Origin of the sequence: Pseudomonas sp. GV047 (assembly GCF_003058245.1) — a bacterium.
Lineage (GTDB): Bacteria > Pseudomonadota > Gammaproteobacteria > Pseudomonadales > Pseudomonadaceae > Aquipseudomonas > Aquipseudomonas marginalis.
Genome location: NZ_QCWA01000003.1, coordinates 13,768 through 28,135, shown reverse-complemented (window position 1 = coordinate 28,135; position 14,368 = coordinate 13,768). Strand labels below are relative to the sequence as shown.

At 63.3% G+C, this 14,368-nt stretch carries 14 protein-coding genes; 5 read left to right on the top strand and 9 right to left on the bottom strand.

Annotated features, from left to right (window positions below; genetic code table 11):
* Nucleotide 1: 1 nt before the first annotated feature.
* Nucleotides 2-1,684, bottom strand: a complete 1,683-nt coding sequence (locus tag C8K58_RS08550) for a ShlB/FhaC/HecB family hemolysin secretion/activation protein (protein ID WP_092358913.1) — start codon at nt 1,682-1,684, stop codon at nt 2-4.
* Between the two features lie 185 nt (nt 1,685-1,869).
* A complete protein-coding gene (locus C8K58_RS08545; RefSeq protein ID WP_108573601.1) occupies nt 1,870-3,339 on the bottom strand; it encodes a collagen-like triple helix repeat-containing protein in 1,470 nt (489 codons plus the stop codon).
* On the opposite strand from C8K58_RS08545, the gene C8K58_RS32390 reads away from it, so the two are divergent.
* Nucleotides 3,338-3,511 carry a hypothetical protein gene (locus C8K58_RS32390; RefSeq protein ID WP_155954386.1) on the top strand — a complete coding sequence of 58 codons (174 nt, stop codon included), beginning with the start codon at nt 3,338-3,340 and terminating at the stop codon, nt 3,509-3,511. The genes C8K58_RS08545 and C8K58_RS32390 overlap by 2 nt on opposite strands.
* Before the next feature lie 128 nt (nt 3,512-3,639).
* Here the strand turns inward: C8K58_RS32390 and C8K58_RS08540 are convergent, their stop codons facing one another.
* Entirely contained in the window at nt 3,640-4,488 is an 849-nt protein-coding gene (locus C8K58_RS08540; RefSeq protein ID WP_027607964.1) for a MaoC family dehydratase, read from the bottom strand.
* A gap of 2 nt (nt 4,489-4,490) precedes the next feature.
* On the bottom strand, nt 4,491-5,834 hold the full coding sequence (locus C8K58_RS08535; protein ID WP_027607963.1) for a 3-oxoacyl-ACP reductase: 1,344 nt from the start codon (nt 5,832-5,834) through the stop codon (nt 4,491-4,493).
* Nucleotides 5,835-5,937: 103 nt separating this feature from the next.
* On the opposite strand from C8K58_RS08535, the gene C8K58_RS08530 reads away from it, so the two are divergent.
* Together C8K58_RS08530 and C8K58_RS08525 are read left to right on the top strand one after the other, a co-directional pair.
* The gene (locus C8K58_RS08530) at nt 5,938-7,215 is read left to right on the top strand and encodes an acetyl-CoA C-acetyltransferase (RefSeq protein WP_027607962.1); all 1,278 of its coding nucleotides are present in this window, start codon (nt 5,938-5,940) and stop codon (nt 7,213-7,215) included.
* Nucleotides 7,216-7,348: 133 nt separating this feature from the next.
* Entirely contained in the window at nt 7,349-8,248 is a 900-nt protein-coding gene (locus C8K58_RS08525; protein WP_027607961.1) for a PA4780 family RIO1-like protein kinase, read from the top strand.
* An 80-nt stretch (nt 8,249-8,328) separates the two neighbouring features.
* Here C8K58_RS08525 and cueR read toward each other — a convergent pair whose 3' ends face one another.
* The 3 genes from cueR to C8K58_RS08510 all read right to left on the bottom strand — a co-directional run bounded on the left by cueR (nt 8,329) and on the right by C8K58_RS08510 (nt 11,389).
* On the bottom strand, nt 8,329-8,730 hold the full coding sequence (gene cueR / locus C8K58_RS08520; RefSeq protein WP_027607960.1) for a Cu(I)-responsive transcriptional regulator: 402 nt from the start codon (nt 8,728-8,730) through the stop codon (nt 8,329-8,331).
* Nucleotides 8,727-10,943, bottom strand: a complete 2,217-nt coding sequence (locus tag C8K58_RS08515) for a cation-translocating P-type ATPase (RefSeq protein ID WP_027607959.1) — start codon at nt 10,941-10,943, stop codon at nt 8,727-8,729. Before C8K58_RS08515 ends, cueR begins: the two co-directional genes overlap by 4 nt.
* A gap of 65 nt (nt 10,944-11,008) precedes the next feature.
* A complete protein-coding gene (locus C8K58_RS08510) occupies nt 11,009-11,389 on the bottom strand; it encodes a hypothetical protein (RefSeq protein ID WP_027607958.1) in 381 nt (126 codons plus the stop codon).
* A gap of 147 nt (nt 11,390-11,536) precedes the next feature.
* On the opposite strand from C8K58_RS08510, the gene C8K58_RS08505 reads away from it, so the two are divergent.
* Together C8K58_RS08505 and C8K58_RS08500 are read left to right on the top strand one after the other, a co-directional pair.
* A complete protein-coding gene (locus tag C8K58_RS08505; protein WP_027607957.1) occupies nt 11,537-11,734 on the top strand; it encodes a heavy-metal-associated domain-containing protein in 198 nt (65 codons plus the stop codon).
* 85 nt (nt 11,735-11,819) lie between these two features.
* Complete coding sequence (locus C8K58_RS08500) at nt 11,820-13,013, top strand: multidrug effflux MFS transporter (protein WP_027607956.1); 1,194 nt, start codon at nt 11,820-11,822, stop codon at nt 13,011-13,013.
* 8 nt (nt 13,014-13,021) lie between these two features.
* Here the strand turns inward: C8K58_RS08500 and C8K58_RS08495 are convergent, their stop codons facing one another.
* Together C8K58_RS08495 and C8K58_RS08490 are read right to left on the bottom strand one after the other, a co-directional pair.
* Nucleotides 13,022-13,204, bottom strand: a complete 183-nt coding sequence (locus C8K58_RS08495) for a hypothetical protein (RefSeq protein WP_027607955.1) — start codon at nt 13,202-13,204, stop codon at nt 13,022-13,024.
* A gap of 147 nt (nt 13,205-13,351) precedes the next feature.
* Nucleotides 13,352-14,365, bottom strand: a complete 1,014-nt coding sequence (locus C8K58_RS08490) for a zinc-binding alcohol dehydrogenase family protein (protein ID WP_027607954.1) — start codon at nt 14,363-14,365, stop codon at nt 13,352-13,354.
* Nucleotides 14,366-14,368 lie beyond the last annotated feature (3 nt).

Here is a 14,368-nt window from a genome sequence, read left to right as displayed (position 1 = left end):
TTCACAGCTGATAAGTGAAGCTCAGCGTATACCGCGGCCGTCGGTCGAAGTTATCCCGCGCCACATCTGCCATCGGCTTGGCCGCTTCCACGGAAATGTTGTAGTACCTGGCGTCGCCAAAACGCAGGCCCAGGGCCGCCGATGACATATCGCTGCCCTTGACCGGCAGGTCGTTGAACCAGGCCCTGGCGCGGTCGAGCACCATATAGGGCTGCAGGATCCGCACCCACTCGCCAGCACGGTTGTAGCTGTAGTTGATCTCATACGCCACGCCCCAGCCTTTGTCGCCGGAGCCCTGGTCATCGGGGTAGCCACGGCCGAAATTCTGCCCGCCGAAGGTGGCACGCTCGCTGTCGGGCAGGTCGTGGTGGCTCCAGTAGAGTGCGCCGGAGAGTACACCTTGCCAGTTATCGAAGAGCCTGTTGCTCTGCACGCCGGAGAGGCGCAGGCGGAAGAAGTCGAGGTCCGGCTTGAGCCCGCCGAAGTCTGTGCGGGTCTTGGCGCCCATGCCGTTGATGCCTTGGTACACACCGGCGCTGAGGATGCGCAGCTGGGTCGTGTCGGCCTTGCGCCAATCGCCTTCGAACGCCAGTGCGCGCAGGTCTGTTTGCAGCGCCAGGCGTTGCGGGAAACCTTCGAGCTTGTAGCGCGTAGTCTGGTCGACGGCATAGTAGCGCGCGCCCAGGTTCAATGACTCGTTGGGCGACGCGATCAGCGGGTGGCTGAAGCCGATGGCGTAGCGGTCGATTTCCTGGTGTGGCTTGAGCTCCAGGCCTTCGCCCAGTTGCAGGCTGGTGCGTGGGTCGGCGCGGTAGCGTTCACCCGCCAGCGTGAGCTGGGTGCCCTCGGCATTGATGAATTGGCTGTAGGCTGCGCGGTAGTAATGTTCTTTGTCGTCGCCGGGCGGGAACAGGCCGCTGAGGCTCAGTTGTTCGCCCATGGAGGTCCATGAGTTGCCGGTGCCGGTGAGCAGCGCCTGCGTGCCGCCTCGGCTGGCCTCGTTGAGGCTCATGCTGGTGGTGAAGGGTTTGCGGCTGGCGGTGATGTGCATCGGCGTGCCGCCGTCGGTGGTGGCGGGCGGCGGTACCTGGGCCTGCAAGGTTACGCCCGGGATGGCGCTCATCAGTGTCGTGTAACGCTCGAACGTCTTACGGGTGAGTGGACGTTCGGCCTTGAGTTTTTCGGCGAGTTTGTCGACGTAGGACGAAACCGGGCCGATGTCGCCTTGCAGCTGGTAATCCCGGATATAGCCTTCGACCAGCACCACATGCACCAGACCGCCGTCGAAGCGCTGTTCCGGCAGGAACGCGTAGGACAGCAGGTAGCCATCTTCCTGGTAGCGGCGGGTGATGCTGCGGGTGGCTTCGATCAATTGCGCCAGGTTGGTCTCATGGCCGATCAGCGGTTCGAATGCCTGGGCGACGTCCTTGAGCGGGTAGACCGTGCCGCCGTCGATCTGCAGCTTTCGAATGGTCACCTTGGTGTCCATCAGCAACGGCTGCTCCGCGCTGGCAGCAGGGGCGGGCAGTCGGGTCTGCGGGGGCGCCGGTCGATAGGCGTCGGCGGGCAGGTTAGGCACGGGCAGGTTGCGGACGGTGTCGTTGCTATTCAGGAAACTGGGCAGGGGGCCGGCGTGGACGGAAGCACTGAGGGTGAGCAGTAACAATGGTGTCAAAGCGCGCATAGGACACTCCATGGTCAAAACTGCTGCAGCGTTTTGCAGGTTCCCGTCGGGCTCGAGGAGCGCGGTCTGGGTGTTTTCAGGGGGCGATCATTGACCCATGAAAAAAAGACGAGAGACTTAGCTGGTCTCTCGTCTCAACCAAGCGTAGGCGCTGTAGGTGAGGCCGTCTAATCGGCCAGGTGCAATCATTTTCTGCCGGTCAGGCCACCCAGCAGCCCGCCCAGGGCACCGCCATTCGTGCTGGTGCTGGCACCCGCGGAGCTCGTCACCGCCAGGCCGCCGCCGAGCAAACCACCACCGGTGTTGGGGCCACCGCTGACCAATCCTCCGACCGAGGCCACGGTGCCACCCACTGCGTTGACGGTACCCCCCAAGGCGTTGATGACCGGGTTGGCGTTGGTGCCGGTGATTTGGCTGCCCAGCCTGCTGACGGCGCCGCCGGCGTTGGTGGCCAGGCCGTTGATTGGAGTGCCCAGGCCGGTGGCATTGCCGACGTTTTGAGTGAGGCGGGTGACGCCACTGGTGACGGGGTTCAACGCGCCGCCGACCTGGCTGGTCAACGTGGCAATGGGGGCACCTGCGGCGGTGTTGGGGACGCCACTGCCGCCCAGAAGGGTGCCCAGGGATGCCACGGTAGTGCCCGCCTTCACGCCGGTGACGCCGGTGGCGCTGACCAGGCCGCTGCTACTGCCGGCATTGAGGCCGCTGCCGGCGCCCGCTATCACGCCGCCGATGAGTTCCGCCAGGCCCGGTCTGCGGTTGCTGCCGCCACTGTTACCCGTGGCGTCGACATAGCCGCTGGCCTTGCCGACCACGGTACCCACGCCATTGAGCACGCCGCCCACGGCGCCGGTCGCCGGGTTGCCGCTGCCACCGGTGTCGGCGACTTGATTGCCCAGGCTATCGACGGTATCGCCGAGCTTTTGCAGCAGGCCGCCCACGGGGCTGTCCAGGCCGGTCGTGCTGCCGACTTTACCGGTGGTGCTTTCCACCAGCGACACCACCGGGACCAATACCTTTGCGCCAAGCGTATGGGTGGCCGAACCCAGCGGGCCGGTGGTGCTGGCGGTGCTGAGGGTGTCGCCGAGCATGGTCACGGCATTGCCGAGCTTGCCGACGACGTTGCCTGCCACCGGTGCCGCGCCGCTGACCACCGGCACGTGCCCCAGCAAGGTGGCGACGTTCTGGCCGGTGGCGGTCACGCCTGCACCGAGGTCGGAGACGCCGTCGGCCACGCCCGCGACGGTGTTGCCCAGTGCATTGCTGTCGGTACCCAGTGAACCGAGGCCATCCGACAGGCCGTCGCCGATGCTGCTGACGGCGTTGCCGGTGGCACGCACCAGGCTGCGCGTAGTTGCACCCACGATAGGCAGGCTGCCCAGGGTAGTGCCCAGGCTGCTGACGGTGCCTCCGAGGTCGGTCACGGTATCGCCCAGGGTGTCGGCCGCGCTGGCCGTTACCAGGGTGCTGGTTGTGCCGGTACCGCCACCGTCTGTACCGCCGCCACCGCTGCCGCCACCGCCAGCAGCAGTATCCGAGGAAGCAGAGCCCCCACTGTGATGTCCGCCGCCACCGCTGCTGCAACCGCCGAGTGTGAGTGCGATTGCCAGTGCCAGCGTGGTACTTGCTTTCCAGAACATGACTTGAGTCTTCATGATTGAGTTCCTTGCACCTGTACAACCTGAGTTGTCTCAAACGCTGGCTATTTCTGCGGATAGCGATGCGTTTGTCCGTGTGGCTATAACAGGCCCGGGCGCTCTTTCTCTCAATGCTCAACTTGGTATTAATGATTTATATACGGCTGGGTTGTACCGTTTAAGCGACTAATGCCAAAGGTATAGGGCATGATGTTTCTGGCTGTATATATGTTTAAAATCAAAAACCTGCATATAAAAAGCGAGCCTGAAAAGGCCCGCTATCACTTAGGGTGTATATATACAATTTATCAGTCGCTTTTATGCAATGGGCTGCCATTTGCCCAGCATATGCTCGATGTCACCCGCGCCTTTCAATAAGAATTCGCCGCTGGAACCGGCGGCGCTGGCCAGTAGCCTGACGTCACTGGGCAGGCGCACGGGCTTCCTGAACTCCACGTCTATTTCGATATTGGCGGCAGGCAGGTGCTCGCCCAAGGCGGCGAGGGTGTGCGCCTTGTTCCATAGCCCGTGGGCGATGGCCTGGGGGAAACCGAACAGTTTGGCGGTCAGCGCACTGAGGTGGATCGGGTTGTAGTCTCCTGACACCCGTGCGTAGCGGCGACCGATGTCGGCGGGGGCTTTCCAGCGGGTCAGGTCGTTGACCTGGGTGGGACTCTGTGGCGCATTGTCCGTCGTTTCGCCTTGCAGTTTTACACCCCGGCACAGCATGCGGCTCTCGGCTTCCCAGAGCAGGCCGAGGGAATCTTCGACCGTGGTGACTACTTCAAAGGTTGCGCCCTTGGGGTGGGGCCTGAGGTTCTGCGTGTGCACGCCGATGGACAATTCGCTGACTCCGCCCAGTGGGCGATGGATGCGGATACGGTTACTCAGGTGAATCAATCCCAGCAGAGGGAAGGGAAACTTCTTATCGGTGAGCAACTGCATCTGAAGACCGAATGCCAGGATGTGCGGATAGGTCGCCGGCAGCATGGGGCTCTCGGTAAACCCGCAGACCTGGCGGTACGCCGCCACCTGCTTGGGGTCGACGCTTACCCGACAGCGCAGGCCTTGTTCGGGCAGCGTGTTGCCGGTGATCTTGCGCTTGAGCGCTGCCCGCCAATACAACGGTGGCAGAAACGGCGTACTGCCTAAGGTTTGCCAATCCATGCTTACGCTCCCAATAGACTTTGTCCACACACCCGCAGCGCTTGCCCGCTGACCGCACCGGAACCCGGCTGGCTCAGCCAGGCCACGGCTTCGGCGACGTCCTGCGGCAAACCGCCCTGGCCCAGGGAACTCATGCGCCGCCCGGCTTCACGCAGTGCAAATGGAATATGCGCGGTCATCTGGGTTTCGATAAAGCCTGGGGCTACGGCGTTGATACTGATCCCGCGTTCTTCCAATAACGGCGCCCATGCCTGTACCAGGCCGATCAAGCCGGCCTTGCTCGCGGCATAGTTGGTCTGCCCACGGTTGCCGGCGATGCCGCTGATGGAGGCCAGCACCACCACACGGGCATTGTCGCGCAGGGTACCGCTGTCCAGCAGTGCCTTGGTCAGCACTTGCGGGGCATTGAGGTTGACCGCCAGCACCGCGTCCCAGTATTCCGGGGTCATGTTGGCCAGGGTCTTGTCACGGGTGATCCCGGCGTTGTGCACCAGGATGTCGAGGCCGTCGGGCAGGTGTTCGATCAACTGGCCGGCGGCGTCTTCGGCGCAGATATCCAGCACCACGGTGCGCGCACCCAGGCGTGCGGCCAGGGCCTCGAGGTCGGCCTTGGCCTGGGGCACGTCGAGCAGGATGACTTCGGCGCCGTCGCGGGCCAGGGTTTCGGCGATGGACGCGCCAATGCCACGGGCTGCGCCGGTGACCAATGCCTTGCGCCCGGCGAGGGGGCGAGTCCAGTCTTCGACGGGCGTGGCACAGGCCTTCAGGCGAATCACCTGGCCGGAGATATAGGCGCTTTTCGGTGAGAGGAAGAAGCGCAGCGCGCCTTCCAGTTGGTCTTCGGCACCGTCGCCGACGTAGAGCAATTGCAGCACGCCGCCGTTGCGCAGTTCCTTGGCCAGAGAACGGCTGAAACCTTCGAGGGCGCGCTGGGCGCTGGCGGCGAACGGGTCGCTGAGGCTTTCCGGCGCGCGGCCGAGGATCACCAGGTGTGCACTGTGATCCAGGTTTTTCAGCAACGGTTGGAAAAACTCACGCAGTTGCTTGAGCTGGTCGGTGTGTTGCAGGTCGCTGGCATCGAACACCACGGCCTTGAGCTTGGGGCCGTGGCCGGGAATCCAGGTCGAAGTGTCGGCGCCGTACGTGTAAATGGCGTCGGTGAGCCGGTTGGCAAATGCTTTCACGTTCGTTGCCAGCGCGCCACCACCCAGTAACAGCGCACCTTCCACCGGGCGCAGGCGCCCGGCTTGCCAGCGTTCCAGGCGTACCGGTGACGGCAGGCCAAGGGCGGCGACCAGGCGATGGCCGAGGCTTGAGTTGGCGAAGTCGATATAACGGTCAGACATGGAACGCTCTCCGAAGGCTGGGGTTCAAAGGGTTGACCATCCCAGGGTAGCAGTCGTTCGACTAGGCTCAGTTATCCAGACCACAACCGACAGGGAGCTTTCCATGACTCAATTGCGCCGTGTAGCGATCATTGGCGGTAACCGCATTCCTTTCGCCCGCTCCAATGGCCCTTACGCCACGGCGAGCAACCAGGCGATGCTGACCGCGGCCCTGGAGGGCCTGATCGAACGCTACAACCTGCACGGCCTGCGCATGGGTGAGGTGGCCGCCGGCGCGGTGCTCAAGCATTCCCGCGACTTCAACCTCACCCGTGAATGCGTGCTGGGTTCACGCCTGTCGCCGCAAACCCCGGCCTATGACATTCAGCAGGCGTGCGGCACGGGGCTCGAGGCGGCGTTGCTGGTGGCCAACAAGATCGCCCTGGGCCAGATCGAATGCGGGATTGCCGGGGGGGTGGATACCACCTCCGACGCGCCTATCGGCGTGAATGAAGGGCTGCGCAAGATCCTGCTGCAAGCCAATCGCAGCAAGTCCATGGCGGATAAATTAAAAGTCCTGTTACAACTTCGTCCCCAGCACCTCAGGCCTGAGCTGCCGCGTAACGGCGAGCCGCGCACCGGTTTGTCCATGGGCCAGCATTGCGAATTGATGGCACAGACCTGGCAGATTCCCCGTGCCGAGCAGGACCAACTCGCCCTCGAGAGTCACCAGAAAATGGCCGCTGCCTATGCCGAAGGCTGGCATAACGATCTGCTCACGCCGTTTCTGGGCCTGACCCGCGACAACAACCTGCGTCCCGACCTGAGCCTGGAGAAACTCGCCGCGCTCAAGCCCGCGTTCGAACGCAGCGAAAAAGGCACGCTCACGGCCGGCAATTCCACACCGCTCACCGACGGTGCATCCCTGGTGCTGTTGGGCAGCGAGGCGTGGGCCCAGGCGCGTGGTTTGCCGATCCTGGCGTACCTGCGCGATGGCGAAGCGGCGGCGGTGGATTTCGTCAACGGCGCCGAAGGCCTGCTGATGGCGCCGGTGTATGCGGTGCCCCGCTTGCTGGCGCGCAACGGCCTGACGCTGCAGGACTTTGATTACTACGAGATCCACGAAGCCTTCGCGGCCCAGGTGTTGTGCACGCTCAAGGCCTGGGAGGATGCGGATTATTGCAAGACGCGCCTCGGGCTGGACGCACCGTTAGGGGCCATCGATCGCAGCCGCCTGAACGTCAAGGGCAGTTCTCTGGCCGCCGGGCATCCGTTTGCCGCCACCGGTGGGCGCATTGTCGCCAACCTAGCCAAGTTGCTCGACGCGGCGGGCAAGGGGCGCGGGCTGATTTCGATCTGCGCCGCCGGCGGCCAGGGCGTGACGGCGATCATCGAACGGTGAATTCGCCGAAATTGGCATATTGGATGCATTCTTGAGTGGTCAGAGGTCGGTAGCCCCTCCCACCGGCGAGCCGATTGCCGTATAACGAGTGCCATACGCGTATTTGGTAATAAAGGACCCACAATAAAAGCTGATGAAGACTCCTAAACGCATTGAACCCCTGATCGAAGACGGTCTGGTCGACGAAGTGCTGCGCCCACTCATGAGTGGTAAAGAAGCAGCTGTTTATGTGGTGCGCTGCGGCAATGAATTGCGTTGCGCCAAGGTTTACAAGGAGGCGAACAAACGAAGTTTTCGTCAAGCGTCCGAATACCAGGAAGGCCGTAAGGTCCGTAACAGCCGGCAGGCCCGGGCCATGGCCAAGGGCTCGAAATTCGGCAAGAAAGAAACCGAAGATGCCTGGCAGAACGCCGAAGTAGCGGCGTTGTTCCGCCTGGCCGGTGCGGGCGTTCGCGTGCCCAAGCCATACGACTTCCTCGAAGGCGTGCTGTTGATGGAACTGGTGGCCGACGAGTACGGCGATGCCGCGCCACGCCTGAATGACGTGACCTTGGAGCCGGACCAGGCGCGTGAATACCACGCCTTCCTGATTTCCCAGATCGTGCTGATGCTGTGTACCGGCCTGGTGCACGGTGACCTGTCCGAGTTCAACGTACTGCTCACGCCGACCGGCCCGGTCATTATCGACCTGCCCCAGGCAGTGGATGCGGCGGGCAACAACCACGCGTTCAACATGCTGGAGCGGGATGTGGGCAACATGGCTTCCTACTTCGGGCGTTTTGCCCCGGAGTTGAAGAAGACCAAGTACGCCAAGGAAATGTGGGCGCTCTATGAAGCCGGCACCTTGCACCCGGCCAGCGTATTGACCGGCGAGTTCGACGAGCCGGAAGAGCTGGCGGACGTGGGCGGTGTGATCCGCGAGATCGAAGCGGCGCGGCTGGATGAAGAACGGCGCCAGGCCATTCGGGCGGCGGATGATGCGCCACCGAGCAAAGCGTCGGAAGAACCGCCGCCGCCGCCCTGGATGCAGTGATCCGTGGCTGGATGAGGATCAAAATGTGGGAGGGGGCAAGCCCCCTCCCACATTGGTTTTGTAGTTAGTCAGTTAGAGCCTCACGCGCAGCAGCTTCCCGACGCCAACTCCTTGAGAATCGGACAATCCGGCCGGTCATCCCCGTGGCAGTGTTCCACCAGGTCCTGCAACGTATCGCGCAGTTGCCCCAACTCCAGGATCTTCTGGTTCAGCTCATCGATATGTTGGCGCGCCAGGGCTTTCACATCGGCGCTGGCCCGTTGCCGGTCCTGCCACAGGGTCAGCAGTTTGCCCACCTCTTCCAATGAAAACCCCAGGTCCCGCGAGCGTTTGATAAACGCCAGGGTGTGCAGGTCGTCGGTGCCGTAGATGCGGTAGCCGCTGTCGGTGCGATGGGCCGCCTTGAGCAGGCCGATGGATTCGTAGTAGCGAATCATCTTCGCGCTCAGCCCGCTTTGCCGGGCGGCTTGGCCGATGTTCATGGGCGTTGATCCTCCAAGTGCGACTGTTTCCAAGTGCTTGGTTTCCAGGTTTTCAACAGCAAGGCATTGCTCACGACACTGACGCTGGACAAGGCCATGGCCGCACCTGCAAGCACCGGATTGAGCAGGCCGAATGCGGCCAGGGGAATGCCGATCAAGTTATACACAAAGGCCCAGAACAGGTTCTGGCGGATTTTGGCGTAGGTCTTGCGGCTGATCTCCAGGGCGGCCGGGACCAGACGTGGGTCGCCGCGCATCAGGGTGATACCGGCGGCATGCATGGCCACGTCCGTGCCACCGCCCATGGCGATACCGATGTCGGCGGCAGCCAGGGCCGGGGCGTCGTTGATGCCGTCGCCGACCATGGCCACCACGCCGGTTTTTTTCAGTTCGGCGACGGTGGCGGCTTTATCGGCGGGCAGGACTTCGGCGTGTACGTCATCGATGCCCAGCGCTTCGGCAACGACGCGGGCGCTGCCGCGATTGTCGCCGGTGAGCAAATGGCTGCTGATGTGTCGGGCCTTGAGTTGTGCCACCGCTTCCAGCGCGCCAGGCTTGAGCGTGTCACCAAAGGCAAACAGCCCGAGCACACGGGGTTGTGCGCCTTGCTCGATCAGCCAGGACAAGGTGCGGCCCTCGGCCTCCCAGGCCGTGGCATAGTCGGCCAGCCCACCCGCGTCCAGGCCGCTCTCTTCCAGCAGGCGCCGATTCCCCAATGCCAGTTGGCGCCCGTCGAGGGTGCCGGCAATGCCACGTCCGGTCAGGGATTGGCTGGTGCTTACGTCCGCCACCGTCAGGCCTTGCTCGCTGCACGCATCCAGCACCGCCTTGGCCAACGGGTGTTCGCTGCCGCGTTGCAGCGCACCGGCCTGTTGCAGCAATGTGGCTTCATCGCCATCCACTGCCGCCAAATGGGCAATTTTCGGGGTGCCGGAAGTTAAGGTGCCGGTTTTGTCGAACACCACGGTGCTCACTTCATGGGCGCGTTCCAGCGCTTCGGCGTCCTTGATCAGGATGCCGTAGCGTGCGGCGACGCCGGTGCCGGCCATGATGGCGGTCGGTGTGGCCAGCCCGAGTGCGCACGGGCAGGCGATCACCAGCACCGCCACGGCGTTGATGATCGCGGTCTCCAGCGGCGCACCGTACAGCCACCAGCCCACCAGCGTGATCAACGCCAGGACCAGCACGGTCGGCACGAATACCTGGCTGACCTTATCCACCAGCTTCTGGATCGGTGCCTTGGCGGCCTGGGCGTCTTCCACCAGGCGGATGATGCGCGCCAGTGCGCTTTCGGCACCAAGCGCGGTGGTGCGCACCAGCAGGCGGCCTTCGCCATTGATGGCACCGCCGGTGACGGCGTCGCCAGGTTGCTTCGGCACCGGCAGGCTTTCGCCGCTGATCAATGCCTCATCGGCATGGCTCTGGCCTTCTACCACTTCACCGTCCACCGGGAAGCGCTCGCCGGGTTTGACCAGCACCAGGTCATTAAGCTTGAGCGCACTGATGGCCACATCCTCCTCGCGGCCAGCCTGTACACGTATCGCGCGTTCAGGGCGCAGGGCTTCCAGGGCGCGGATGGCGCTGGCGGTCTGGCGTTTGGCGCGGCTCTCCAGGTATTTACCGAGCAGCACCAGGGCGATCACCACGGCCGACGCTTCGAAGTACAGATGGGGCATGGTGCCCGAGGGCGCGGTCAGCCATTCATAGAGGCTCAGGCCGTAACCGGCGCTGGTGCCGATGGCCACCAGCAGGTCCATATTGCCGGCGCCGGCCCGTACGGCCTTCCAGGCTGCGATATAGAAGCGTGCACCGAAGATGAATTGCACCGGGGTCGCCAGGAGGAACTGCACCCAGGCCGGCAGCATCCAGTGCAGGCCGAAGGGCTGCACCAGCATCGGCAGAACCAGGGGCAATGCCAGCACAATCGCCAGCAGCAGCGACCAGCGCTCGCGGTGCAGGCGTTGGGCCTGATCGGCCTCTGTCCTGGTTTCGCTTTGCGGCAGGCTGGCGGTGTAGCCGGCTTTGTCGACGGCGGCGATCAGCACGGCCGGGTCGATCTGGCCCTGCACTTCGACGTGGGCGCGCTCGTTGGCCAGGTTGACGCTGACGCTTTGCACCCCCGGCACTTTGCCCAGCGCGCGCTCGACACGCCCGGCGCAACTGGCGCAGGTCATGCCGCCGATGGGCAGGTCAAAGGTGGTGGATCCATTCATGGGGCAGTCCTCCAGAGAAGTTGCCCCCAGGATCAACCTTGACCTGTGGGGAAGGTCAAGCGTCTTCAGTATTCCAGTGCGGCGGGTTTGAGGTACATGCCTTCCGGGCCCTGGGCAATGCGCAACTTGCGTACGTCACCGGCCTTGAGCGTGATGTTCTGCGCCGGCGGCGCGAGCAGGCCCGGCAAGCAACCTGGTGATTGGCCCGGCAGCAGTTTCAGGCGCAGCGACACATTGCCGGCGGGCAGGTTGAACGAGGTGGACTGTTCCTGGAACAGGCGCCCGGCCAACTGGTCCTGGATGTACAGGCCGATCTCGCAATTGGTCGGTACTTCCAGGCGTTCGCGGGAAATGATCAGCACCGCATAGTCTTCTGCGGCGAGAGCCTGGGGCGCAGCGGCGGACAAGCTCATCAGGCCGACAAGGCCAAAAAACGACCAGCGCATGGCGAATGCTCCGTGGTTTGAATCGAAGATGGGTGAAGCTTGGCCGACGCCGCGGTGTAATACCAGCCCGGCCGAAAGTTTCAGAACTTGACCTTGCCATCGTGGCAAGGTCAAGACTGGGTTCAACCTCATCAAAGGAGTCATGTCATGCAAATATTCAGCGTTGAAGGAATGACCTGTGGCCATTGCGTTCGGGCCGTGACCCAGGCGGTGCAGAGCCAGGATCCGGCGGCCAGCGTGAAGGTCGACCTGGCGGCGAAAGAGGTGGGCGTCGAAAGCCGCCTGTCTGCCGAGGAAGTGATCAGCCTGATCAGCGAAGAGGGCTACAGCGCCAAGCTCGCCTGACCCATTCAAATAGTTAGCGAGCTATCGTATTCAATGCACCCAAGCGCGGCTAAACTGTCGGGCTGCCGACACACTTGGGTGCCTGATGAACCTTCGCATAATCCTGATTCTGGGCGCCTTGAGCGCCTTCGCGCCGCTGGCGATCGATTTCTACCTGCCTGGCTTTCCTGCCATGGCGACGGCCTTCGGGACCGACGAAAAACATATCCAGTTGACCCTGGCGGTGTATTTCGCCGGCCTGGCCATCGGCCAACTGATCTACGGCCCACTGGCAGACCGCTTTGGTCGACGCGGCCCGCTGCTCAGCGGCGTAACCCTGTTTACCCTGGCGTCCTTTGCCTGCGCGTATGCGCCGTCCCTGGAATGGCTGATTGGCGCACGTTTCGTGCAGGCCCTCGGCGGTTGCGCGGGCATGGTGATTTCCCGCGCCGTGGTCAGTGACAAATGTGATGCGGTGGGCTCGGCCAAGGTGTATTCGCAACTGATGCTGGTGACCGGCCTGGCGCCGATCCTTGCGCCGTTGGCAGGCGGGGTGATGGTCGGGTTGTGGGGCTGGCAGTCGATTTTCCTCGCGCTGTCGATCTTCAGCGTGATGGCGGCGATTGCCGTGGCGGTCGGTTTGCCGGAAACCTTTCCGGCCCATCAGCCGCGTCAACCCCTGTCCGGATCACTGCGCCGCTATGGCGCGCTGTTGTCAGACCGGGTCTACCTCGGTTACGCCCTGACCGGGGGCATTTCGATTGCCGGGATGTTTGCCTACATCGCCGGCTCCCCGTTCGTATTTATCAAACTCTATGGCGTGCCCGCCGAGCATTACGGCTGGCTGTTCGGCTCCAACGCCGCCGGGTTCATCCTGGTTGCACAGGTTAACGCGCGGCTGCTGGCCAAGCGTGGCCCGGCGTTTCTGCTGTCGCGCACGGTGTGGGTCTATCTGCTGGCGGCGCTGTCGCTGTTGGGCATCGCGGCCTTGCGCACCGAAGCGTTATGGCCGTTGCTGGTACCGCTGTTCATCTGTATCGCCAGCCTGGGCTGCATTCTGCCCAACACCTCGGCCTGCGCCATGAGCGGGCAGGGCGCCCGGGCCGGCAGCGCGTCGGCCTTGCTCGGTTGCATTCAGTTTGGCGTGGCGGCAGGGGCGGCTTCGTTGGTGGGCGTGCTGCACGACGGCACGGCGATGCCGATGGCGATGGTCATCAGCTTGTGCGGGGTGTTGGCGGTGACGATTGCGATGTCGACCCAGCGCCTGCAACGGGCAAGGGCCACGCAGGCGCAGGGCTGAAATGCAGGTCAGCCAGCGGCGGAGCGTTGCTGGCTGAGTGGAAAACGGTGAGGAGCCTGGATACGGGCTTGCAGGGTATCGGCGAAGGCGCGGGCCTCGGCCTCGCTGCGGAAGGTGAACGCATCGCCGTCGAGGCGAACCTGCCATTTATTGCCGGGGGATTTTGCTAACGCTTTTATCAGGATTTTCATTGCTGACTTCCTCACGTAAAAGAATCGTGGCAAAGGCGGCCAATATAAACCCGAATACGCTCACAAATATGACAAAGATCAACTCTCTGACTAGCGGTGTCGTCCATCACTCACACGAATAACGGACGACACTGACAGACGTTATCTTCAGAACCCTTCCAGCACGATCTTGCCCTTGGCCTTGCCGCTTTCCAGCAGGGCATGGGCACGGCGCAGGTTCGCCGCATTGATTACACCGAAGTGTTCGCCCACCGTCGTTTTCAAGATGCCGGCGTCGATCAGTTCGGCCACGCGATTGAGCAGGTTGTGCTGCTCGATCATGTCCGGAGTCTCGAACATCGAGCGCGTGTACATGAACTCCCAATGCAGCGACAGGCTCTTGCGCTTGAGTTTGCTCACGTCCAGCGCCTTGGGGTCGTCGATCAGCGCCAGCTTGCCTTGGGGTTGCAGCGCTTCGACCAGTTGGTCCAGGTGATGCTCGGTCTGGGTCAGGCTGGCGACGTGGGTCACCTGCGGGTGGCCGGCTTGTTTCAGCGCTTCGCTCAGCGGTTGGCTGTGGTCGATCACCAGGTCGGCGCCGAGTGCCTTGGTCCATTCCTGGGTTTCCGGGCGCGACGCGGTGCCGATCACCGTCAAGGCGGTGAGCTGGCTGGCCAGTTGGGTCAGGATCGAACCCACGCCACCGGCGGCACCGACGATGAGCAGGCTCTGGCCTTCAGCCTCTTTACCTTCACGCACTTGCAGGCGTTCGAACAGCAGCTCCCAGGCGGTGATGGCGGTCAGCGGCAGCGCGGCGGCTTCGGCAAAGCCCAGGCTCTTGGGCATATGGCCGACGATGCGTTCATCCACGGTATGCAGTTCGCTGTTAGCGCCCGGGCGGACCAGGGAACCGGCGTAGAACACCTTGTCGCCGACTTTGAACAGGCTCACTTCACTGCCGACGGCCTTGACCACACCGGCCACGTCCCAGCCCAGCACTTTGGCCGCGCCGTTCTCAGGGGCGACGTTCTGGCGCACCTTGGTGTCCACCGGGTTGACCGAGATGGCTTTGACTTCTACCAGCAGGTCACGGGGGCCGGCGACGGGCTCCGGCAGCTGGATGTCTTGCAGGGATTTTTCATCGTTGATCGGCAGTGATGCGTAGTAGGCAATGGCTTTCATGGG

Bases quoted from the DNA above. Each gene is read 5' to 3' on its own strand.
- C8K58_RS08550 (WP_092358913.1), bottom strand. From the start codon at position 1,684: ATGCGCGCTTTGACACCATTGTTACTGCTCACCCTCAGTGCTTCCGTC.
- C8K58_RS32390 (WP_155954386.1), top strand. From the start codon at position 3,338: ATGATTGAGTTCCTTGCACCTGTACAACCTGAGTTGTCTCAAACGCTG.
- C8K58_RS08545 (WP_108573601.1), bottom strand. From the start codon at position 3,339: ATGAAGACTCAAGTCATGTTCTGGAAAGCAAGTACCACGCTGGCACTG.
- C8K58_RS08540 (WP_027607964.1), bottom strand. From the start codon at position 4,488: ATGGATTGGCAAACCTTAGGCAGTACGCCGTTTCTGCCACCGTTGTAT.
- C8K58_RS08535 (WP_027607963.1), bottom strand. From the start codon at position 5,834: ATGTCTGACCGTTATATCGACTTCGCCAACTCAAGCCTCGGCCATCGC.
- C8K58_RS08530 (WP_027607962.1), top strand. From the start codon at position 5,938: ATGACTCAATTGCGCCGTGTAGCGATCATTGGCGGTAACCGCATTCCT.
- C8K58_RS08525 (WP_027607961.1), top strand. From the start codon at position 7,349: ATGAAGACTCCTAAACGCATTGAACCCCTGATCGAAGACGGTCTGGTC.
- cueR (WP_027607960.1), bottom strand. From the start codon at position 8,730: ATGAACATCGGCCAAGCCGCCCGGCAAAGCGGGCTGAGCGCGAAGATG.
- C8K58_RS08515 (WP_027607959.1), bottom strand. From the start codon at position 10,943: ATGAATGGATCCACCACCTTTGACCTGCCCATCGGCGGCATGACCTGC.
- C8K58_RS08510 (WP_027607958.1), bottom strand. From the start codon at position 11,389: ATGCGCTGGTCGTTTTTTGGCCTTGTCGGCCTGATGAGCTTGTCCGCC.
- C8K58_RS08505 (WP_027607957.1), top strand. From the start codon at position 11,537: ATGCAAATATTCAGCGTTGAAGGAATGACCTGTGGCCATTGCGTTCGG.
- C8K58_RS08500 (WP_027607956.1), top strand. From the start codon at position 11,820: ATGAACCTTCGCATAATCCTGATTCTGGGCGCCTTGAGCGCCTTCGCG.
- C8K58_RS08495 (WP_027607955.1), bottom strand. From the start codon at position 13,204: ATGAAAATCCTGATAAAAGCGTTAGCAAAATCCCCCGGCAATAAATGG.
- C8K58_RS08490 (WP_027607954.1), bottom strand. From the start codon at position 14,365: ATGAAAGCCATTGCCTACTACGCATCACTGCCGATCAACGATGAAAAA.